The 20,619-nt window shown below is 73.9% G+C and carries 16 protein-coding genes; 13 read left to right on the top strand and 3 right to left on the bottom strand.

Annotation, left to right across the window (positions count from 1 at the left end):
* The first annotated feature begins 13 nt into the window (after positions 1–13).
* A complete protein-coding gene (gene eboE / locus E1283_RS00640) occupies positions 14–1,201 on the top strand; it encodes a metabolite traffic protein EboE (protein ID WP_132815397.1) in 1,188 nt (395 codons plus the stop codon).
* The gene (locus E1283_RS00635) at positions 1,198–2,580 is read left to right on the top strand and encodes an alkaline phosphatase family protein (RefSeq protein WP_132815395.1); all 1,383 of its coding nucleotides are present in this window, start codon (positions 1,198–1,200) and stop codon (positions 2,578–2,580) included. Before eboE ends, E1283_RS00635 begins: the two co-directional genes overlap by 4 nt.
* 81 nt (positions 2,581–2,661) lie before the next feature.
* Here E1283_RS00635 and E1283_RS00630 read toward each other — a convergent pair whose 3' ends face one another.
* Together E1283_RS00630 and E1283_RS00625 are read right to left on the bottom strand one after the other, a co-directional pair.
* Entirely contained in the window at positions 2,662–4,137 is a 1,476-nt protein-coding gene (locus E1283_RS00630) for a helix-turn-helix domain-containing protein (protein ID WP_132815393.1), read from the bottom strand.
* Between the two features lie 153 nt (positions 4,138–4,290).
* Positions 4,291–5,199: a LysR family transcriptional regulator gene (locus E1283_RS00625; RefSeq protein ID WP_132815391.1), complete on the bottom strand. Its 909-nt coding sequence runs from the start codon at positions 5,197–5,199 to the stop codon at positions 4,291–4,293.
* A 97-nt stretch (positions 5,200–5,296) separates the two neighbouring features.
* Here E1283_RS00625 and E1283_RS00620 point away from each other — a divergent pair, with 97 nt between their 5' ends.
* The 3 genes from E1283_RS00620 (at position 5,297) to E1283_RS00610 (ending at position 6,964) form a co-directional block, all read left to right on the top strand.
* Entirely contained in the window at positions 5,297–5,677 is a 381-nt protein-coding gene (locus tag E1283_RS00620; protein WP_132815389.1) for a YybH family protein, read from the top strand.
* Positions 5,678–5,748: 71 nt separating this feature from the next.
* Positions 5,749–6,576 carry a transporter substrate-binding domain-containing protein gene (locus E1283_RS00615; protein ID WP_132815387.1) on the top strand — a complete coding sequence of 276 codons (828 nt, stop codon included), beginning with the start codon at positions 5,749–5,751 and terminating at the stop codon, positions 6,574–6,576.
* A gap of 22 nt (positions 6,577–6,598) precedes the next feature.
* Entirely contained in the window at positions 6,599–6,964 is a 366-nt protein-coding gene (locus E1283_RS00610) for a PH domain-containing protein (RefSeq protein WP_132815385.1), read from the top strand.
* Positions 6,965–6,984: 20 nt separating this feature from the next.
* Here the strand turns inward: E1283_RS00610 and E1283_RS00605 are convergent, their stop codons facing one another.
* Positions 6,985–8,409 carry a glycoside hydrolase gene (locus tag E1283_RS00605; protein WP_132815383.1) on the bottom strand — a complete coding sequence of 475 codons (1,425 nt, stop codon included), beginning with the start codon at positions 8,407–8,409 and terminating at the stop codon, positions 6,985–6,987.
* 119 nt (positions 8,410–8,528) lie between these two features.
* On the opposite strand from E1283_RS00605, the gene E1283_RS00600 reads away from it, so the two are divergent.
* From E1283_RS00600 to E1283_RS00565, 8 genes are all read left to right on the top strand, one after another.
* Positions 8,529–9,074 carry a GNAT family N-acetyltransferase gene (locus E1283_RS00600; protein WP_132815381.1) on the top strand — a complete coding sequence of 182 codons (546 nt, stop codon included), beginning with the start codon at positions 8,529–8,531 and terminating at the stop codon, positions 9,072–9,074.
* Positions 9,075–9,241: 167 nt separating this feature from the next.
* Positions 9,242–10,045 (top strand): TIGR03936 family radical SAM-associated protein, encoded by an 804-nt coding sequence (locus E1283_RS00595; RefSeq protein ID WP_132815379.1) that lies wholly within the window; start codon positions 9,242–9,244, stop codon positions 10,043–10,045.
* A 205-nt stretch (positions 10,046–10,250) separates the two neighbouring features.
* On the top strand, positions 10,251–14,312 hold the full coding sequence (locus E1283_RS00590) for an Rne/Rng family ribonuclease (RefSeq protein ID WP_132815377.1): 4,062 nt from the start codon (positions 10,251–10,253) through the stop codon (positions 14,310–14,312).
* Between the two features lie 274 nt (positions 14,313–14,586).
* Complete coding sequence (gene rplU, locus E1283_RS00585; protein WP_132815376.1) at positions 14,587–14,916, top strand: 50S ribosomal protein L21; 330 nt, start codon at positions 14,587–14,589, stop codon at positions 14,914–14,916.
* Positions 14,917–14,928: 12 nt separating this feature from the next.
* Positions 14,929–15,189: a 50S ribosomal protein L27 gene (gene rpmA, locus E1283_RS00580; RefSeq protein WP_132815375.1), complete on the top strand. Its 261-nt coding sequence runs from the start codon at positions 14,929–14,931 to the stop codon at positions 15,187–15,189.
* Positions 15,190–15,366: 177 nt separating this feature from the next.
* Positions 15,367–16,821 (top strand): GTPase ObgE, encoded by a 1,455-nt coding sequence (gene obgE, locus E1283_RS00575; protein ID WP_132815373.1) that lies wholly within the window; start codon positions 15,367–15,369, stop codon positions 16,819–16,821.
* 164 nt (positions 16,822–16,985) lie between these two features.
* Entirely contained in the window at positions 16,986–18,524 is a 1,539-nt protein-coding gene (locus E1283_RS00570) for an SDR family NAD(P)-dependent oxidoreductase (RefSeq protein ID WP_425086116.1), read from the top strand.
* Entirely contained in the window at positions 18,521–20,602 is a 2,082-nt protein-coding gene (locus E1283_RS00565) for a hypothetical protein (RefSeq protein ID WP_132815369.1), read from the top strand. Before E1283_RS00570 ends, E1283_RS00565 begins: the two co-directional genes overlap by 4 nt.
* The last annotated feature ends 17 nt before the right edge of the window (positions 20,603–20,619 follow it).

Genomic DNA, 20,619 nt, shown 5'->3' with positions numbered 1-20,619 from the left:
AGGAGCCGACGACATGACGTTCCGACACCGCGACGGCACCCGCGTGCACCTCGCCTACTGCACCAACGTCCACCCCGCCGAGGACGCCGAGGGGCTGCACCGCCAACTCCGCGTCTTCGGCGCCGGCGTCCGCGCCCGCCTCGGCACCGACCGGCTCGGCCTCGGCCTGTGGCTGCCCGCGCCGCTGGCCGCCCGGCTGGCCGCCGAGCCGGCCGAACTCGACCGACTGCGCGGCGCCCTGGACGAACACGGCATCGAGGTCGTCACCCTCAACGCGTTCCCCTACCGCGGCTTCCACGCGCCGGTGGTCAAGAAGGCCGTCTACCGGCCCGACTGGACCGAGGATGAGCGGCTGCGCTACACGCTGGACTGCGCCCGCGTGCTGGCCGCGCTGCTGCCCGACGACGCCGCCCGGGGCAGCGTCTCCACGGTGCCGCTCGCCTGGCGCGAGCCGTGGGACGCCGGCATGCACGCCGCCACCCGAGCCCAACTCGACCGGCTGGCCGAGGGGTTGGCCAAGCTGGAGGCGGAGACCGGCCGCACCGTCCGGGTCGCGCTCGAACCCGAGCCCGGCTGCGTCGTGGAGACCGTCGACGAGGCCGTCGAGCTGCTGGCCGGCGTCGACACCCGGCGGATCGGCGTCTGCCTCGACACCTGCCACCTCGCCGTCGCCTTCGAGGACCCGAGCCGCGCCCTGGCCGCGCTCGCCGAGGCCGGCCTGCCCGTCGTCAAGGCCCAGGTCTCGGCGGCCCTGCACGCGGCCACCCCGGCCGACCCGGAGACCCGCGCCGCGCTGTCCCGCTACACCGAGGACCGCTTCCTGCACCAGGTCCGCGAACTGCCGGCCGAGGGCGGCGTGGTGGCCCGCGACGACCTGCCGGAGGCGCTGACCGGCCCCGAGCCGCTGCCCGCCGCGGGACCCTGGCGGGTGCACTTCCACGCCCCGCTGCACCAGCGCCCGGAGCCGCCGCTCGACACCACCACGGACCATCTGGAGCGCACGCTGGGCGAGTTGTTCGGCGGGGACGAGGCGCGCACCGACCACCTGGAGGTCGAGACCTACACCTGGTCGGTGCTGCCCGAGCGACACCGGCCGACCGACGACGCCGAGCTCGCCGCCGGCCTGGCGGCCGAACTGCGCTGGGCCACCGGCGCGTTGCACCGCGCGGGCCTCACCACCGAGAAGGAGGAGCGGCCATGACCGCCGACCCACAACGCGTCCTGCTGCTCGACGTCGTGGGCCTCACGCCCCGGCTGCTGGAGCACACGCCCCACCTCAGGGCCGTCGCGGAGCGCGGCTGGCAGGCCGAGTTGGCGACCGTGCTGCCCGCCGTCACCTGCTCCGTGCAGTCCACCATGCTCACCGGGCTCCCGCCGTCCGGGCACGGCATCGTCGGCAACGGCTGGTACTTCCGCGACGTCGGCGAGGTCCACCTGTGGCGGCAGCACAACCGTCTGGTGGAGGGCGAGAAGGTGTGGGAGACGGCGCGCCGCGCCAGGCCCGGCTACAAGGTGGCCAACGTCTGCTGGTGGTACGCGATGGGCGCCACCACCGACTGGACGGTCACGCCGCGCCCGGTCTACCACGCGGACGGCCGCAAGTCCCCCGACTGCTACACGCGGCCGGTCGAGCTGCACGACGAACTCACCGAGGAACTCGGCCCGTTCCCGCTGTTCCACTACTGGGGCCCGACCGCCTCGCTGCGGTCGAGCGAGTGGATCGTGGCCGCCACCCGCCGGCTGATGCCGCGCGCCGACCTGACGCTCTCCTACGTGCCGCACCTGGACTACGACCTCCAGCGGTACGGCCCCGACAGCCCGCAGGCCGCCCGCGCCGCCGCCGACGTGGACCGGATTCTGGCGCCGCTGCTGCACGACGCGAAGGAGACCGACACCCGGGTGCTGGTGGTCAGCGAGTACGGCATCACGCCGGCCAGCCGCCCGGTGCACGTCAACCGGGCGCTGCGTCGGGCCGGGCTGCTGGAGGTCTACACCCAGGAGGGCATGGAGTACCTGGACCCGTGGGTCTCCCGCGCCTTCGCGGTGGCCGACCACCAGGTGGCGCACGTCTACGTCGCGGACCCCGCCGACGTGCCGGCCGTCGCCAAGCTCTGCGCCGACCTGCCGGGCGTGGACCAGGTGCTCGACCGGGAGGGGCAGGCGGCGTACGGCCTCGACCACGAGCGGTCGGGCGAGCTGGTGCTGGTCGCCGAGCCCGAGTCGTGGTTCAGCTACTACTACTGGCTGGACGACGAGCGGGCCCCCGACTACGCGCGCGGCGTCGACATCCACCGCAAGCCCGGCTACGACCCGGCCGAGCTGTTCTTCGACCCCGCCGACCCGCGCGCCAGGCTGCGCGCCGGGCTCGGCCTGGCCCGGAAGAAGGTCGGCCTCCGCTACACCACCAACGTGGTGCCGTTGGACGGTCGTTGGGTGGGCGGCACGCACGGCCGGCTGCCGGCGGACCCGGCCGACGGACCCGTGCTGCTGTGCGACGCGTCGACGGTCCGCCGCGACCACGTCGCCGCCGCCGACGTCCGCGACCTGGTGCTGGAACTGGCCGGCCTGCGGGAGGGCTGACCGGGTTCGTCGAGACGGCGACGGAACGCGGCGGAACGCGGCGGAACGCATCGCGCTCCGCCGCGCCGCTGCCGCGCCCCGTCAGGCCACGGTGAGCACGGGGGTGTCGCGGGTGATGCGCAGCGCGTGGACGAGGTCGTGGACGCCGGAGCCGGTGTTCAGCAGATCCCGGTGGAGGAGCCGTTCCGCCGCCCGCACCCGCGCCCGGACCGTGTTCCGGCTGATGCCGAGGCGCGCCGCGGCCCGCTGGGCGTCCGCGTTGGCGTCGATCCAGGCGCGCAGGGTGGAGTCGAGGTCGCGGTGCCCGTCCTCGTGCAACGGGCTGAGGAACGCCTCGGCCCACACGACGGCGGGCTGGGTGCGGAGCAGCGCCTCCAGCGTGGGCGCGACCGGCTCCCCGCCGCCGTTGGACCCGGGGCCGACGACGGCCAGTGCCAGGGCGAGGGCCGCTCGCGTGCTGACGTCGTTCAGGTCCGCCCCGAGCGCCTCCTCCACGCGGCGGACATGCGCCCGGACCGTGTTGCGGCTGATGCCGAGCAGCCTGGCCACCCCCGCCTGCGGCACGTCCGTCGCGAAGCGTGCCACCTTGACCGTCAGCCGGGGCGCGCCGCTCAGCGGGCGCAGGAAGGAACGGGCCCAGGCGAGGGCCTCCCGCTCGGGAAGCAGGGACACGAGCGCCGCCTGGCCCCGGTAGTCGGCGATCCGGTTGGGCGCGTTGCGGGCGACCGCGAGGGCGTTGGACGCCTGCGCGTACGCGTCCGCCGCCGCGGCCAGTGGATGCGGGCCGCTGACGCCGAGCGAGTACCGCGGGTTCTCCCGCACCAGCCGGCGCAGCGTCCCGCGGTGGCTGACGGTGTCGTCGGCGTCCTCGGCCAGCACGCAGATCAGGTGGTGGTTGTAGACGGGGCAGCGCACCAGCAGATCGGGGCCGTGGAAGCCGAGCTCGTCCTGGAACACCTCGGAGATCCGGTCCCGGTCGGTCGGCCCGCACCGCAGCAGGTAGACGCGGACGGCGGCGGCGTCCAACAGCGGTGGCACGGCGCCCGCCATCATGCGGCGGGCCAGGAACGGGTGCCCTTCGAGCAGGGCGCTCAGAACCGCGAACCGCAGCTGACGTGCCCAGCCCTGGTGGTTCCTGGACAGCGCGGCCGCCGCGCGCGACCCGTGCAGCGCGGCCAACACGCCGCCGGCGGCCGAGACCAACGAGCGTGCCTCACCGGGCAGTTCCGACGAGCTCGTCACCACCAGCACCGGATGCGGAACCCGCGGCCCGAGTGCCTGGCACCGCACCCACCGACCGTCGGCCCGCTCGGCGGCCGCGGCCACGTAGCCGCCGGCCAGCCGGGGGAACACCCGCGCCAACCAGTCCGGTATCCGCGCCGGGAACCCCGGCGTGCCCGCCACCACGGTCCCGCCCTCGGCGAGCAGCCCGACCTCCGCGCCGATCCGCCGCCCCAACCACCCGACGACCAGCCCGAGGTCGGGGGCGCCGTCCCGGGACATCTGACGCGTCAACTCGCGCAGCAGCTCGTGTTCTCCCCCGCCCAGCTCGGCCATGTTCCCCCACTTCGGCGGACCGCCCCGGCTCCCCTCCGAGCCGTGGAACCCGGACTCCCCTCAGGGGACCACACCACCGGCCGGCGGTTCCAGGCCGTCCGACGTGGGCCGACGCCGTCCGACGCCGTCCGGCGCCGTCCGGCGCGCCACGTGTCAACGCGGCGGATCCTGGTGCGGCCACGCCGCCGTGCCGAAGCTGCGGCGGCAGGCCGTGAGGAAGGCCCGGGTCGCCGGGCCCGCCGGGTCCCGCCAGACCAGGGCCAGGAGGGCCGGCGTCTCGGCGTCGGTGACGGGCCGGGACGTGAGGCGGTCGGCGTAGGCCGGGGCCATCGACTCGCTCAGCACGGCGACGCCGAGGCCGCGGGCGGCCAGGTCGGCGATCGCGTCGGGGGCGGTGGCCTGGAGCGCGATGGTGGGGAGCAGGCTGCGCGCGGCGCAGGCGCGGTCGAAGGCGCTGCGCAGCCCGGTGCCGGGCGGCATGCAGATGAGCGGGTGCGCGACGAGGTCCCGGAGCCTGAGCCGCCGCTGGGCGGCGAGCGGATGGCGGGGTGGCACGGCGGCGACCAGGCGTTCGCTGAGCAGGGTCAGCGAGCCGAGGTCGGTCGGCGCGGCGGTGGCCGTGCCGACCAGCGCCAGGTCCGTCGTGCCGGCGCGGACCCCGTCGACCAGCCGGTCCGAGGCGTCCTCGACGAGGGAGACCGAGACGCCGGGGTGGGCCCGGTGGAAGGTGGCCAGCGCGTCGAACAGCGGGGTGATCGTGCAACCGACGACCATGCCGAGCGTGAGCCGGCCCCGGATCAGGCCCGTCACCTCGCCCACCGCCTCGCCCACCGAGGCGGCCGCCGCCAGCGCCGCCCTGGCCGGCTCCAGCGCCGCCTTCCCCGCCACGGTGAGGGTGACGGCGCGTCCCGAGCGGTCGAAGAGCTCGGCGCCCAGCTCCCGCTCCAGCTGCCGGACCTGGGCGCTCACGCCGGACTGGCTGATGTTCACCCGCTCCGCCGCCCGGGTGAAGTTCCGCTCCTCGGCGACCGCCACGAAGTACTCGAGCTGCCTCAGTTCCATAAGCGCTGATTCTAGTAGTCAGCAGATCCATCTGTTGGACTTCTGGCACGCGGGCGACCAGGCTGGGTGTGTCGGACCCCGAAGGAGGAACCACCCCATGACCGATCACGACGCCTACGAGAAGGCCACCCGCCCCGAGGACATCACCCGGCTCTTCGTCGAACGCTCCAACGCCGGCGACGCCGCCGGCGTCGCCGCGCTCTACGAGGAGGACGCCGTGCTCGCCTACCCGCCGGGGCAGCGGACCGTCGGCCGCGAGGCCATCCGCGCGCTCTGGGAGAAGGTGCTCGCCAACCGCCCGCACTTCGCACCGGAACCGCCGCTGCCCACCCTGATCAGCGGCGACCTGGCGCTCACCGCCACCCCGCCCAGCGACGGTGCCGGGGCCAGGGCCCAGGTCGTGCGCCGCCAGGCGGACGGCAGCTGGCTGCGCGTCCTCGACCAGCCCGAGTTCGCGGATCCGGCCAAGGGCGCCTGACCCTCGCCCAACCGGCCCTCCGGTGGCCATACTTGGCGGCGCCCAGCCGCCCCCACCGGGAAGGGACCCCCATGCGCCCGCTCCGCCGTCGTACCGCCGTGTCCGCGTTGCTGCTCGCCCTCGCCACCGGCGCGGGCGCCGGATCCACCGTCGTCGCCACCGGCGGCGGCGGTCGGCCGCACGCCGACCGCACCCTGCTCGACGAGGTGCGCGACCGCGGCGAACTACGGGTCTGCACCACGGGCGACTACCGCCCGTTCACCCATCTCGACCCGGACAGCGGCGAGTACAGCGGCATCGACGTCGACATGGCGGCCGACCTCGCCGCGTCCCTCGACGTCGAGGCCGAGTTCGTGCCCACCACCTGGGCCGAGCTGCTGCCCGACCTCACCTCGGGCGCCTGCGACATCTCCATGGGCGGCGTCTCCGTCACCCTCGCCCGCGCGCGGGAGGCGTACTTCAGCGTGCCGTACCTCGTCGACGGCAAGGCCCCCATCGCCCGCTGCGCGGACCAGGACCGCTACCGGACCCTGGAGGACATCGACCAGCCGGGCGTCCGCGTCATCGTCAACCCCGGCGGCACCAACGAGCGGTTCGTCGACGAGCACATCGAGCGCGCCACCGTCGTCCGGCACCCCGAGAACACCACCATCTTCGAGGAGATCGTGGCCGGCCGCGCCGACGTGATGATCACCGACACCAGCGAGACCCGCTACCAGGAGACGCTCCACCCCGAGCTGTGCGCCATCAACCCCGACGAGCCGTTCACCTTCGCCGAGAAGGCGTACCTGCTGCCGCGCGGCGACGAGGAGTTCCGCGCCTACGTCGACCAGTGGCTGCATCTCGCGCTGAACGACGGCACGTACGCGGGTTACGCTGCCGAGTGGGAGAACGACTGAACTTCGAGGGGGCGGGGACGCCATGGCGCTGTTCGGCAACGCACACGCGATCGATCCGGCACAGGCACACCAGGAGTACGCGCGACTGCTCGGCCCGCAGGAGCGGGTGCAGGCCGCCTTCCTGCTGATACGGGACACCATCCTGTTCACCGACCGGCGGATGATCCTCGTCGACAAGCAGGGGATCACCGGCCGGAAGGTCGAGTACCACTCCATCCCGTACAAGAGCATCAGCCACTTCGCCGTGGAGACCGCCGGTCACTTCGACCTGGACGCGGAGCTGAAGATCTGGCTCTCGGGCAACCCCACGCCGATCGAGAAGACCTTCACCAAGGGCGTCGACATCTACGAGGTGCAGGCCATCCTCAGCGAGTTCGTCGCCCGGTAGCCGCAGGGCCCGGACCGGGCCTAGTCGAGCACGACGGTGGTCAGCGAGCGCGGCGGCAACTCCACCGTGAGCCCGCCGTGCCGCACGCTCGCCCGTCCGGTCCGCTCCAACGCGTGCGTCTCGTCCGTGAGATACACGTCGCCCCTGGCGGTGCCCCGCACCCCCGACACGTCGAAGGACTGCCGCACCGGGCCCGCGTCGTGGTTCAGCAGCTCCACCACCCGGCTGCCGTCCGCGTTGCGGAACGCCGTCACCTCCACCGACGCGTGCTCGGACGCCGCCTCCACCCGCACCGCCTCGGGCCGGATGAACCTGCTGTAGGCGGCCAGCGCCCACAGCCGCCGCGAGACCCGGTAGTCCGCGCCGTCCAACTGGATCGGCGCCCGGGTCGTGCCGAGCGACGCGCCGAACCAGTAGACGTACGCGTTGACCTCGGCGTCCGCCAGCGCCTCGTGGACGTCCTCGGCCAGGCTCATCCCGTCGTACCCGGTGCCGTCGTCCCAGCCCTCCGTCCACGCGTCGCCGTTCGGGTTCCACTCCGACATCCACACCGGCTTGTCCGTGGGCAGCGGGCTCGTCGCCGGGTTCCGGTACGGGTGCCCGGTGTGCACGTCGACCAGCTCGGACGCCTCGGGGTGGGCCTCGATCGCCTCCGTGTAGGCCCGCTGCTCCGCCCAGCCGGCCGCGTCGCAGCAGGCCACGTTGAGGTCGGCGAACTCCGACTCCGCCACCGTCCGGCCGAGCACCGCCGCCATGTCGGCCGCCTGCTCGGGCGTGAACACCATCGACGCGTAGGACGTGGTGAGGTCCGGCTCGTTGGTGAAGTTCAGGTCGGTGAGCTCGATGCCCTCCCGGGCGTAGAACCGCGCGTACTGCACCAGGTAGTCGGCGTACGCCTGCCGCCAGTCGCCGCTCGCGCACGCGGCGGCCCCGGGCAGCCCGCACAGCGTGCCGCCGTTCGCGTCGTCGCCGTTGGTCTTCATGTAGCCGGGCGCGCTCCACGCGTTGGCGTAGAACCGCTCGACGCCGTACCGCCGCGCCTCGCGCGCCAGCCACACCTGGCCGCCGTCGTCGCCGTCCCACTCGTAGGCCGGCTCGGCGTCCGGGCCGCCGGGGTCGGCGGGCTGGATGGACCGCATGTGGTCGTACACGTCGTCGGCCGAGGAGCCGATGCCGAGCCGCAGGATGCTGAACCCGGCGCCGGTCTCCCGGTCGAGCAGCAGGTCGAGGACCTCCCGCTGGTGCTCGGGGGTGAGCCCGCGCGAGCCGTGCATCACGTCCGCCCGCTGGAACGCCTGCGAGAACCCGAAGCCGTCGATGGCCTGCCGCCGGTCGCCGAAGTCGATGCTCCCCCCGACCGGTCGGCCGCCGGATTCGGCGGTGGCCGAGGCCATCGGCAGTAACGACGCGGCCAGCGCGGCCGCCAGCACGGTGCGGACTCTCATGCGAACTCTCCAGTCTGGTAGCCGAATCGGTCCGACTGTTCAGACTCATGAACTGTCCGTGACCCGTCAATCCCTCGGACCGGAATCGTCGGCCGAACCCCGGCTGGCACGATGGGACGATGCCCGAGCTGGTCAGACCCACCACCGACGTCCGCCACTCCTACCTCGAAGCCGTCGCCGAGTTCCGCGCCGAGGGCCGGGGCACGCCGGACGACGAGTCGATGCTCGGCCGCGACATCCGCACCTACGGCCGGCACTGGCACGAGCCGGCCGGCTTCGCCGCCTACGCCGCCGCCCTCGCCGCCGACGCCGAGGACGACACCCCGCGCCCCGCCGGCTTCGTGCCGTCGACCACCCTCTGGTACGTCGAGGGCGACACGTTCCTCGGCCGGGTCTCCATCCGGCACCGACTCACCAGACGGCTCCTCGACTGGGGCGGCCTCGTCGGCTACGACGTCCGCCCCACCGCCCGCCGGCGCGGCCACGCCACCGCCATGCTGCGCGCCGCCCTGCCCGTCGCCCGCCGGATCGGCCACGAGTCCGTGCTGGTCACCTGCGACCACGACAACGTCGGCTCGCGCCGGGTCATCGAGGCGAACGGCGGCGTCTTCGAGGACCGCAGGGGCGGGAAGCTCCGCTACTGGATCGGCGCCCGCGAGGCGTAGGTCCTGCGCCGCGCCCCGTCCGTCCGTCGTAACCTGGAGGCAGGCAACGACCGCGACCCGGACAGGGTGGTCCGGGTCGCCGCCCCGGGCGGGACCGTCCGGCGAGACCGAAGGACTGAGGACAACTGGGCAAGCGACAGCCCGTAGGCCCGGCGCCCGCACCCGCGGTGCAGCGCGTACGACTGCGGTACACCAAGCGGGGCCGGCTGCGTTTCACCAGCCACCGCGACTTCCAGCGGGCCTTCGAGCGCGCACTGCGCAGGTCCGAGGTCCCCATGGCCTACTCCGCGGGCTTCACCCCGCACCCCAAGGTCTCGTACGCCAACGCCGCGCCGACCGGCACCGCCAGCGAGGCGGAGTACCTGGAGATCGCGCTCGCCGAGCGACGCGACCCCGAGGAGCTCAGAGCCGACCTCGACGCCTCGCTGCCCCCCGGCCTCGACATCGTCGACGCCGTCGAGGCCCGCACCCCCGACTTCGCCGAGCTGCTGCACGCCTCCCACTGGGAGCTGCGGCTGGACGGCGTCGACCCGGCCGACGCGGCGAGGGCCGTCGCGGCGTTCCTCGCCCGGGAACACGTCGAGGTCAGCCGGCAGACCAAGAAGGGCCTGCGCGCCTTCGACGCGCGTGCCGCCGTGGTGTCCCTGAGGACACTGGAGGCCCAGGAAGCCCGCGAGTGCCCAATTCGTGGGTCCGATAGGCCTGGCCCCAGCCTTTGTGCGATACTGCGCCTGGTAGTACGGCATTACACACCTGCCGTGCGACCCGACGACGTCCTGTCCGGTCTCCGCGCTACGGCCGACCTGGCGCCGCCGGTCCCCGTAGCGGTGACCAGGCTGGCGCAGGGGCCGCTCGATGAGGAGACCGGCACGGTGAACGACCCGTTCGCGCCTGACCGCGACGCTGTCTTGGCCGCCTCACCCACGGCCGCCGGACAGCAGGCCGCGGCGGCGCCGGGGATCACCGGATAGCGATGCCGTTGCCGCGCCGCCTAACCACCAGGTGCCAGGGAGCCACTCGGGTCCGGTAGTTCCGGGCGACGCACCGACCAGAAGACTTTCGCCGTAGCCGGGCTACGAAGTCCGGAACCGGCGAGCTACACGACAGCTCCCGAGCGGCGCTGCCCGCTGTCACCGGTGAGGCGCGCCCGGGAGCGTGGACGGGAGAAAAGCCCGCATGCACGAGTCCAGCGAGCCCGCCGAGGCGGGCCAGAATTCCACTACACCCAGTGACGTCCTTCCCACGCGTCGCCGTCGCGCTTCCGCACCTGCCGGAGCGAACGGCTCGAAGGCCAGCGGATCCGCGGAGGCCGAGGCCGACACGGACCAGCAGGTGTCCGAGGCGGCCGAGCAGCCGCGCAAGCGGCGCCGCGTGACCCGCGCCGCGGCGGCCCCCGAGCCCGTCGCGCGGCAGGAGCAGCCGGCGGCCGAGGTCGCCGAGGCCCCGGAGGAGCCGCGCAAGCGGCGGCGCGCCACGCGTGCCGCGGCCGCGGCCGAGCCGGTGGCGGCCGAGCAGCCCGAGCCGGCGGCCGAGGAGGCCGCGCCGCGCAAGCGCCGGCGGGCGACGCGTGAGGCGTCCGCCCCGGACACGACGCCGGAGACCACCGAGCAGGCGGCCGCGACCGAGGTCGCGGAGGAGCCGCGTAAGCGGCGGCGTGCCACGCGTGCCGCGGCGGCGGCCGAGCCGGTGGCGGAGGTCGCCGAGGAGCCCGCGCCGCGCACCCGGCGCCGGGCGGCGCACGACGCGGCGGCCCCGGAGGCCGTCGCGCGGCAGGAGCAGCCGGCGGCCGAGGTCGCCGAGGCCCCGGAGGAGCCGCGTAAGCGGCGGCGTGCCACGCGTGCCGCGGCCGCGGCCGAGCCGGTGGCGGAGGTCGCCGAGGAGCCCGCGCCGCGCACCCGGCGCCGGGCGGCGCGTGCGGAGGCCGCCGCGCCGGAGCCGGCCCCGTCGCGCACGGCGCGCGGGTCCGAGACATCGGATGTGACGCGCGTCGAGGAGCCGCCCGCCGCCTCGACGTCCCGGCCCGCGCGGCCGGTGTTCCAGGCCCCGGTCTTCCAGGCGCCCATGTTCCAGACCCCGCAGCGGGCCGCCGAGGAGGCCGCCGAGGCCGAGGCCGAGCTGCTGGCGGAGGACGAGGAGGAGGAGCCGACCCTCGACGAGGTGCAGGACGACGTCGAGGAGGACGAGGACGAGGACGAGGCGCACAGCGACCGCCCGGCGCGCCGTCGTCGCCGTGGCGGGCGGCGCAGGCGCCGTGGCGAGACCGCGGAGCGCGCCGCCGAGCAGGCCGCCGAGGCCGAGCCCGAGCCCGAGGAGCCGGCGGCGGCCACCGCCGCGCCCGAGCGCGCCGAGGCGGAGCCGGAGGACGAGGACGAGGCCGCCGAGGCCGACACCGACCAGGACGGCGAGGCCGACGAGCAGGGCGGTGGCGGTTCGCGCCGGCGCCGCAGGCGCCGCCGGCGCAGCGGCGACGGCGGGGACGAGTCGAACGGCGGCGACGACCCGGAGCGCACCGTCGTCAAGGTCCGCGAGCCGCGGCGCAAGCGGGACGAGCACGAGGCGTCCGACGGCGTGCAGTCCATCAAGGGCTCGACGCGCCTGGAGGCCAAGAAGCAGCGCCGGCGCGAGGGCCGCGAGCAGGGCCGGCGGCGGGCGCCCATCATCACCGAGGCCGAGTTCCTGGCGCGCCGGGAGGCCGTCGAGCGGGTGATGGTCGTGCGGCAGCAGGGCGAGCGCACCCAGATCGGCGTCCTCGAGGACAACGTGCTGGTCGAGCACTTCGTCAACAAGGAGCAGTCGTCCAGCTACGTCGGCAACGTCTACCTCGGCAAGGTGCAGAACGTGCTGCCCTCGATGGAGGCGGCGTTCGTCGACATCGGCAAGGGCCGTAACGCCGTGCTCTACGCCGGTGAGGTCAACTTCGAGGCGCTCGGCCTGGGCAGCGGCCCGCGTCGAATCGAGTCCGCGCTGAAGTCGGGGCAGCCGGTCCTGGTGCAGGTCACCAAGGACCCGATCGGGCACAAGGGAGCCCGCCTCACCAGCCAGATCTCGCTGCCCGGCCGCTACCTGGTCTACGTCCCCGAGGGGTCGATGACCGGCATCAGCCGCAAGCTGCCCGACACCGAGCGCACCAGGCTGAAGCAGATCCTCAAGAAGATCGTCCCCGACGACGCCGGCGTGATCGTGCGCACGGCCGCCGAGGGCGCCAGCGAGGAGGAGCTGACCAGGGACGTCGAGCGGCTCCAGGCGCAGTGGTCCGAGATCCAGAAGAAGGCCAGGAAGGGCACCGCGCCGACGCTGCTCTACGGCGAGCCCGACATGACCGTCCGGGTCGTCAGGGACATCTTCAATGAGGACTTCTCGAAGGTCATCGTCAGCGGTGACGAGGCCTGGGAGACGATCCACGGCTATGTCTCGCACGTCGCGCCCGACCTCGCGGACCGGTTGCAGCGGTGGACGTCCGAGGTGGACGTGTTCGCCACCTACCGGGTCGACGAGCAGCTGATGAAGGCGCTGGACCGCAAGGTGTGGCTGCCCAGCGGCGGTTCGCTGGTGATCGACAGGACCGAGGCCATGGTGGTCGTCGACGTCAACACCGGCCGGTTCACCGGGCAGGGCGGCAACCTCGAGGAGACCGTCACCAGGAACAACCTGGAGGCGGCCGAGGAGATCGTGCGCCAGCTGCGGCTGCGCGACCTGGGCGGCATCATCGTCATCGACTTCATCGACATGGTGCTGGAGTCCAACCGCGAGCTGGTGCTGCGCAGGCTGCTCGAGTGCCTGGGCCGGGACCGGACCAAGCACCAGGTGGCGGAGGTCACCTCGCTCGGCCTGGTGCAGATGACCCGCAAGCGGGTCGGCCAGGGGCTGCTGGAGTCGTTCTCCGAGCCCTGCGCGCACTGCAACGGCCGTGGCGTGATCGTGCACGTCGAGCACGCGCCGGCGGCCGGTGGTGGCGGTGGTGGCGGTGGCAAGAAGGGCCGCAAGCGCGGCCGTGGCGCCGAGGCCGCCGTCCCCGCCGAGCGGCCGGAGCCGGTGGGCCCGGTCGAGCCGACCGAGCCGATGGACGAGCGGCCCGTCGAGCCGGTCGTGCCGCCGGAGTCGGTCGAGTCCGAGCCCGTCGAGCCGGTGGCCCCCGTGGAGCGGGTCGCCGAGGCCGAGGAGGCCGCGCCCGCGCCGCGCCGGCGGCGTCGGGTGACGCGCCAGGTCGGCGCGCCGGTGGCCCCTGCCGGGGCCGTCGGCTCGGAAGAGGAGCGGGTCGCGGAGCCGGTCACGGCGCCTGAGCCGGAGGCGGCCGAGCCGGCCGAGCCGCGCGGGCGCCGTCGGGCGACCCGCAGGGTCGGTGCCCCGGCCGGTCCGCCGAAGGCGGCGGAGGCGGCCGAGGTGGTCGTCCCGGCCGCCGAGGGCGCGACGGAGGCCGTCGCGGAGCCGGCGGCCCCCGCCGGGGCCGTTGTCCCGGAGGAGGCCGAGCGCGAGCCCCAGGCCGTTGCCGAGCCGGAGGCGGCGCCGCGCGGGCGGCGGCGGGTGGCCCGCAGGGCCGGCGCGCCGGCCGGGCCGCCGAAGGCGGTCGAGGTCCCGGAGCCGGTCGAGGTCGCGGAGACCGAAGCGGCCAAGCCGGAGGCCGTGCCCGAGCCGGCCGCCGAGCCGGAGGCGGCGCCGCGTGCGCGGCGCAGGGCGACCCGCAGGGTCGGCGCGCCGGCGGGGTCGCCGAAGGCCGTTGAGGCCGCCGAGGCGGCCGAGCCCGAGCTGGCTCCCGAGCCGGTCACGGCGCCCGAGCCGGAGGCCGAGGCGGCGCCGCGTGCGCGGCGCAGGGCGACCCGCAGGGTCGGCGCGCCGGCCGGTCCGCCGAAGGCGGTCGAGGCGGCGGAGGCCGCCGAGGTCGTCGTCCCGGCCGTCGAGCGGCCGGCCGAGCCCGAGGCGGCTCCCGAGCCGCAGCTGGCCGCGGTGGCGCCGCCGGCGCGGCGGCGGGTGTCGGCGCCCGCCGGCTCGCCCGAGGGCGCGACGGAGGCCGTGGTGACCGTGGTCGCCCCGGGCGCCGGCAAGAAGGCGGCGGCCAAGAAGGCGCCGGCCAAGACGGCGAAGAAGGCCGCCAAGAAGGCCACGACCAAGAAGACCGCGGCCAAGAAGACCACGACGAAGAAGGCGGCGGCCAAGAAGACGACGGCCAAGAAGGCGTCCAAGAGCGCCTCGGCCGCCGAGCAGTCGCAGCCGCCGTCGGTCTCCGCCCAGACCGGGGAGTGACGACGGGGTCCGCCCGGTCCCTCCGCCCACCGCTGGCGGAGGGACCGGGCGGACCCGTGTCACGGCCCGGCCGGGCGCGAGGGAGGGGGGCGAATTTGACCCCCTTGTCTGCGCCTCCGTATTGTTGGTCGTCGGCGTGTCACCAGGCACGCCGACTGCTCCTGAGCAACTACCTCCTCACGAGGCGCGCGGTGTTCACCGCACGCGCCGGGGGAGAGGCCGGGTTCGCCCGCTGCTGGCGTCAGGGGTTCCGGATCGAAAGAGGGAGTTCCGCGTGTACGCGATCGTGCGCACCGGCGGCCGTCAGCAGAAGGTCGCTGTCGGCGATGTCATCGAGGTCGACCGACTGGCCGACAAGAGCAGCGGCGACACCGTCGAGCTCTCCGCGCTGCTCGTGGTCGACGGCGAGACCGTCACCAGCGACCCGTGGGTGCTGGCCGGCGTCAAGGTCCAGGCGGAGGTCATCGACCACCACAAGGGCGACAAGATCCGGATCCAGAAGTTCAAGAACAAGACCGGTTACCGCCGGCGGATGGGTCACCGTCAGCTGCTCACCCAGCTGAAGGTCACCGAGATCCCCGCTCCGGCCGCGAACGCGAAGTAAGGGACCAGGCAGATGGCACACAAGAAGGGCGCGTCGTCCACCCGGAACGGCCGCGACTCGAACGCCCAGTACCTCGGTGTGAAGCGCTTCGGCGGTCAGACCGTGAAGGCCGGCGAGATCCTGCTCCGCCAGCGCGGCACCCACTTCCACCCCGGTGCGGGCGTGGGCCGCGGCAAGGACGACACGCTGTTCGCGCTCCGGCCCGGCACCGTCGAGTTCGGCACCCACCGCGACCGCCGCGTCATCAACGTGGTCGCGGCCGCGGCCGAGTAACCAACGGCTTTCACCCGAGGGCGGACCGACTTCCCGGCAGATGCCGGGAAGCACGGGTCCGCCCTCGGCGTTTATCCGATACCGAGGCGGTCCGATACCGAGGCTGTCCGACAGCGCGGCCGTCGAACACGGCCCGCACCTCACACGCAGCACAGAACCCGCCGGGAGGCACACGTCATGACCACCTTCGTGGACCGCGTCGAGATCCATGTCGTCGCGGGTAACGGGGGCCACGGCTGCGCCTCCGTGCACCGGGAGAAGTACAAGCCGCTCGGCGGCCCCGACGGCGGCGACGGCGGGCGCGGCGGCGACGTCGTGCTGGTGGTCGACCAGGACGTGACAACGCTGCTCGAGTACCACCACCGGCCGCACCGGAAGGCGACCAACGGCAAGCCGGGCGGTGGCAGCCACCGCACCGGCGCGACCGGCGAGGACCTGGTGCTGCCGGTGCCGGACGGCACGGTGGTGCTCGACGCGGACGGGCAGCCGCTGGCCGACCTGGTGGGCGTGGGCACCCGGTACGTCGCCGGGCAGGGCGGCCGCGGCGGCCTCGGCAACGAGGCGCTCGCCTCGCCGCGCCGGAAGGCGCCGGGGTTCGCGCTGCTCGGCGAGCCGGGCGAGGAGCGGAACATCGTCCTGGAGCTGAAGACGGTCGCGGACGTCGCGCTGGTCGGCTTCCCGAGCGCCGGCAAGTCCTCGCTGATCTCCGTGCTCTCGGCCGCCAAGCCCAAGATCGCCGACTACCCGTTCACCACCCTGGTGCCCAACCTGGGCGTGGTCACCGCCGGGTCCACCGTCTACACCGTCGCCGACGTGCCGGGGCTGATCCCGGGCGCCAGCGAGGGCAAGGGCCTCGGCCTGGAGTTCCTGCGGCACGTGGAGCGCTGCTCGGTGCTGGTGCACGTGCTGGACTGCGCCACCCTGGAGCCGGGCCGGGACCCGCTCACCGACCTCGACGTGATCGAGGAGGAGCTGGCGATGTACGGCGGCCTCGGCGACCGGCCGCGGCTCGTGGTGCTCAACAAGACCGACATCCCGGAGGGACAGGACCTGGCCGAGATCGTCCGGCCGGATCTGGAGGCCCGCGGCCTGCGGGTGTTCGAGGTGTCCGCCGTCTCCCGCCAGGGGCTGCGGGAGCTGTCCTTCGCGCTCGGCGGGCTGGTCACCGAGGCCAGGGAGGCGCGGCCCAAGGAGGAGTCGACCCGCATCGTGATCCGCCCGAAGGCCGTGAACGACGCGGGCTTCACGGTAACCGCCGAAGGTGAGGGTTTCTTCAGGGTTCGGGGCGAGAAGCCGGAGCGCTGGGTGCGGCAGACCGACTTCGCGAACGCCGAGGCCGTGGGCTACCTCGCCGACCGGCTCAACCGGCTCGGCGTCGAGAACGAGCTGATCAAGCAGGGCGCCAGGGAGGGCGACGGGGTGGCGATCGGCGGCGACGACGACGCCGTCGTCTTCGACTTCGAGCCCGCGATGGTGGGCGGCGCCGAGATGCTGGGCCGACGTGGCGAGGATCACCGGATGGAGGAACCACGCCCCGCGGTGCAGCGGCGCAGGGAGCGCGACGCGCGCCGGCGGGACGGCGGACAGGACTCGGCCCAGCAGGAGTTCGAGAAGTTCGACCCCTTTGAGTGAGCTTGTCGCGCCTTCCCCGATGGCGACGTAGGGTAACGCGCCACGGTCACAAATGAATAACAGTCGACAACGGTTCATCCGGTTTATGGGTCAAGCTTCGGCGGGGGTTAACCTTCTCCTCGCGTAGCCGACACCTTTTGATACCGGCAGGAGCTGCCTTGTCCATCCATCCCAATGGACCGTCCCCCCACACCACAGCGGTCGTTCTCGCTGGCGGCACCGGCCAGCGGGTGGGTCTCTCCATACCGAAGCAGCTGATCAAGATCGCGGGGAAGGCCGTCATCGAGCACACGCTGGCGGTCTTCGAGGAGTCCCCGGACATCGATGACGTCATCGTGATGATGGCCCCCGGCTACGCGGCGGACGTGGAGCGGATCATCGCCAGGAGCGGCCTGACGAAGGTCAGCCGGGTCGTCGAGGGCGGCAGCACGCGCAACGAGACCACCCGGCGGGCCATCGCCGTGGTCGGCGAGGGGCTCGCCGAGGGCGAGGACCGCAACGTCCTCTTCCACGACGCCGTGCGGCCGCTGCTCTCGCAACGTGTGATATCCGACTGCGTGGCCTCCCTCGACCGCTACCAGGCCGTCGACGTGGCCATACCCTCGGCCGACACCATCATCGTGACCCGCACCCACGGCGAGGACGGCGAGTTCATCACCGACGTCCCCGACCGCTCCCGGCTCCGGCGCGGCCAGACCCCGCAGGCGTTCCGGCTCTCCACCATCCGCCGCGCCTACGAGATAGCCGCCGGCGACCCGAACTTCCAGGCCACCGACGACTGCTCCGTGGTCCTGCGCTACCTGCCCGACGTGCCGATCCACGTCGTCCCGGGTGACGAGTTCAACATGAAGGTCACCCAGCCCGTCGACGTCTTCATCGCCGACAAGATGTTCCAGCTCGCCTCCACCGCGGCCCCCCAGCAGTCCGACGAGGCCGCCTACCGCGAGCGTCTTTCCGGGAAGACCGTGGTGGTCTTCGGCGGCTCCTACGGCATCGGCAGGGACATCGCCGACCTCGCCGCCCGCCACGGCGCCACCGTCTACCCGCTGGGCCGCTCCACCACCGGCACCCACGTGGAGAAGCAGAGCGACGTCGCCGAGGCGCTGGAGAAGGCGTACGCCGAGACCGGGCGCATCGACTACGTGGTGAACACCGCCGGGGTGCTGCGCATCGGCAAGCTCGCCGAGACGGACGACGCCGCCATCGAGGAGGCGCTGACCGTCAACTACCTCGCCCCGGTCCGCATCGCCCGCGCCGCCCACAAGTACCTCGCCGAGACCCGTGGCCAGCTGCTGCTCTACACGTCCAGCAGCTACACCCGCGGCCGCGCCGAGTACAGCCTGTACTCGTCCACCAAGGCCGCCATGGTGAACCTCACCCAGGCGCTGGCCGACGAGTGGGCGGGCGACGGTATCCGCGTCAACTGCGTCAACCCCGAGCGGACCGCGACCCCGATGCGCACCAAGGCGTTCGGCCAGGAGCCCGCCGGCAGCCTGCTCTCCTCGGAGGCCGTCGCCACCACCTCGCTCGACGTCCTGCTCTCCACCATGACCGGGCACGTCATCGACGTCCGCCAGCAGGACCCCACCGCCGACGCCAGCAGCGCCGGCTCCTTCGAGCGCGCCCTGGCCGCCGCCCTGAACGCCGAGAACGCCGAGAACGCCGACGCCGCGCAGGGCCGGGTCCCGGGGGAGGTGGCATGATCCGAGCACTCCTCCGCCGCCTCGTCGGGGTGGCGTCCGGCGCCGAGCTGGTCGCGGCGCTGGTGATGGTGGTCGGCTACCCGCTGATGCTGGCCACCGCGCTCCTGCCGTCCGCCGTCGGCTTCGCCTTCGCCGCGGTCTGCTCCTACCTCGGGGACCACTTCCTGCACCGCCGCGGTTCCTACGTGCTGGTGCGCTTCGGCAAGGCGAGGCTCGGCCTCACCATCCGCTTCCTGATCCGCCAGCTGCTGCTGCTCCTGCTGCTGATCCGCTCCGAGCTGGCCGACGAGGCGGTGTTCTACGTCGCCGGCCTCCTCGTCTTCTACGGCCTGCAGGCCCCGCACACCGGCCTGGTGATGGTGCTGCGCCGGAAGCGGCGGCTGCCGATCACCACCCGCAACATCGACCTGTCGACGCTGCCGGTGCCCGACGGCCCGCCGCGCTGGCTCACCTACCGGGCCGTGGAGAAGGTGCTGCACACCGAGGTGCCGATGTTCCTCGGCCTGCTCGGCGTCGCCGCCACCGACGAGGCCGCCCTCGGCTACGCCGGCATCGCCGGCACCATCGCGCTGGTCCTCGGCTACCTGCTGGTGCTGCTGCCGTTCTTCCGCGCCCGGAAGCTGCCCCCGGACCCGGAGCGGACCCTGGAGTGGTTCGACGGGTGGCTGCGCACCCACCGGCCGACCGTCGCGCTGTACTTCTCCGGCTCCAAGGACTCCGCCTACCAGGTCAACATGTGGCTGGAGACCCTGGAGCGGCTCGACGACGAGCGGCCCGTCGTCATCCTGCGCGAGCGCGCCATCATGGCCAGGCTCGCCACCACCACCCTGCCCGTGCTGTGCGTGCCGAGCGCCGTCCACCTGATGCAGATGGACCTCTCCACGCTGCGGGTCGGCCTCTACCCGGCCAACGTCGGCAAGAACCTGCACCTGCTGCGCGTGCCCACCATGAAGCACGTCTTCGTCGGCCACGGCGACAGCGACAAGATCGCCAGCATCAACCCCTTCGCCAAGGCGTACGACGAGGTGTGGACCGCCGGCCGGGCCGGCCGCGACCGGTACGCGCTGGCCGACGTCGGGGTGCGCGACGAGGACATCGTCGAGGTGGGCCGCCCCCAGCTGGCCGGCATCACCGCCGGCACCGGGCAGCCGTCCGCCGACCACGTCCCGACCGTGCTCTACGCCCCCACCTGGGAGGGCTGGACCGACGACCCGGGCAACACCTCCCTGCTGCTGGCCGGCGAGAACATCGTCCGGCGGCTGCTGGAGTCCGAGCGCCCGGTGCGGGTGCTGTACAAGCCGCACCCGTTCACCGGCACCCGCGACCGGGAGGCCGGCGTCGTGCACCGCCGGATCGTCGCCCTGATCGAGGAGGCCGCCGCCCGGCGCGCCGCAGACCCGCGCTTCGCCGCCGAGGCCGAGCGCACCGCCGAGGAGCGGGCGCGCGCCCAGGCCGCGCTCGACGGGCTCGCCACGGCCGGCGCGGCGCTCACGCCGGCCGCCGGCTGGGACGACGCCTCCGTCTCCCGCGACGCCCAGACCCCGCTCGACCAGGCGGCCGGCGAGGAGCGGCGCCTGGCGGAGCGGAACGAGCTCTACTGGCGCGCGCTCGGCTGGTGGCAGCACCGGGTCGTCACCGGCCCCGAGCCGCGGCTCTTCGACTGCTTCAACGAGTCCGACGCCCTGGTGTCGGACATCTCCAGCGTGGTGTCCGACTGGATCGCCAGCGGCAAGCCGTACGCCGTCACCGACTCGGCCGGCCTCGGCGAGGACGAGTTCAAGCGGCAGAACACCGCCGTGCGGGCCGCCGTCGTCCTGACCAACGAGGCCACCGGGATCGACCGGCTCCTCGACGCCGCCCACGCCCCCGCCGACCCGCTGGCCGCCGCCCGCACCGAGCTCAGGGACTACCTGCTGGGGCCCGACGAGCCGCCCTCCCAGGAACGCTTCGCGGCGGCCGTCAGGGACCTGGCCACCAAGGCCGAGGCGCGCAACCTGGCCCAGGAGGCGACGTCGCCCGAAGCACGCGAGGCCACCGCCTCGCCCAGGCCCGACGGGGTCAACACCGGAGCCGTCTGACCCCGGCTTTCCGACCC

The sequence above is a fragment of the Streptomyces hainanensis genome, from assembly GCF_004348415.1.
Taxonomy (GTDB): Bacteria; Actinomycetota; Actinomycetes; order Streptomycetales; family Streptomycetaceae; genus Streptomyces; species Streptomyces hainanensis.
Note: the sequence above shows the minus strand (reverse complement) of the source record. Positions and strands in the feature narration are given on the sequence as shown.

What these genes read in the sequence shown, in the direction of transcription:
- E1283_RS00600 (WP_132815381.1), top strand. Translation starts at nt 8,529, where the DNA reads ATGCCCGAGCTGGTCAGACCCACCACCGACGTCCGCCACTCCTACCTC.
- E1283_RS00615 (WP_132815387.1), top strand. Translation starts at nt 5,749, where the DNA reads ATGCGCCCGCTCCGCCGTCGTACCGCCGTGTCCGCGTTGCTGCTCGCC.
- E1283_RS00565 (WP_132815369.1), top strand. Translation starts at nt 18,521, where the DNA reads ATGATCCGAGCACTCCTCCGCCGCCTCGTCGGGGTGGCGTCCGGCGCC.
- E1283_RS00620 (WP_132815389.1), top strand. Translation starts at nt 5,297, where the DNA reads ATGACCGATCACGACGCCTACGAGAAGGCCACCCGCCCCGAGGACATC.
- E1283_RS00605 (WP_132815383.1), bottom strand. Translation starts at nt 8,409, where the DNA reads ATGAGAGTCCGCACCGTGCTGGCGGCCGCGCTGGCCGCGTCGTTACTG.
- rpmA (WP_132815375.1), top strand. Translation starts at nt 14,929, where the DNA reads ATGGCACACAAGAAGGGCGCGTCGTCCACCCGGAACGGCCGCGACTCG.
- E1283_RS00625 (WP_132815391.1), bottom strand. Translation starts at nt 5,199, where the DNA reads ATGGAACTGAGGCAGCTCGAGTACTTCGTGGCGGTCGCCGAGGAGCGG.
- E1283_RS00630 (WP_132815393.1), bottom strand. Translation starts at nt 4,137, where the DNA reads ATGGCCGAGCTGGGCGGGGGAGAACACGAGCTGCTGCGCGAGTTGACG.
- E1283_RS00635 (WP_132815395.1), top strand. Translation starts at nt 1,198, where the DNA reads ATGACCGCCGACCCACAACGCGTCCTGCTGCTCGACGTCGTGGGCCTC.
- eboE (WP_132815397.1), top strand. Translation starts at nt 14, where the DNA reads ATGACGTTCCGACACCGCGACGGCACCCGCGTGCACCTCGCCTACTGC.
- obgE (WP_132815373.1), top strand. Translation starts at nt 15,367, where the DNA reads ATGACCACCTTCGTGGACCGCGTCGAGATCCATGTCGTCGCGGGTAAC.
- E1283_RS00590 (WP_132815377.1), top strand. Translation starts at nt 10,251, where the DNA reads ATGCACGAGTCCAGCGAGCCCGCCGAGGCGGGCCAGAATTCCACTACA.
- E1283_RS00610 (WP_132815385.1), top strand. Translation starts at nt 6,599, where the DNA reads ATGGCGCTGTTCGGCAACGCACACGCGATCGATCCGGCACAGGCACAC.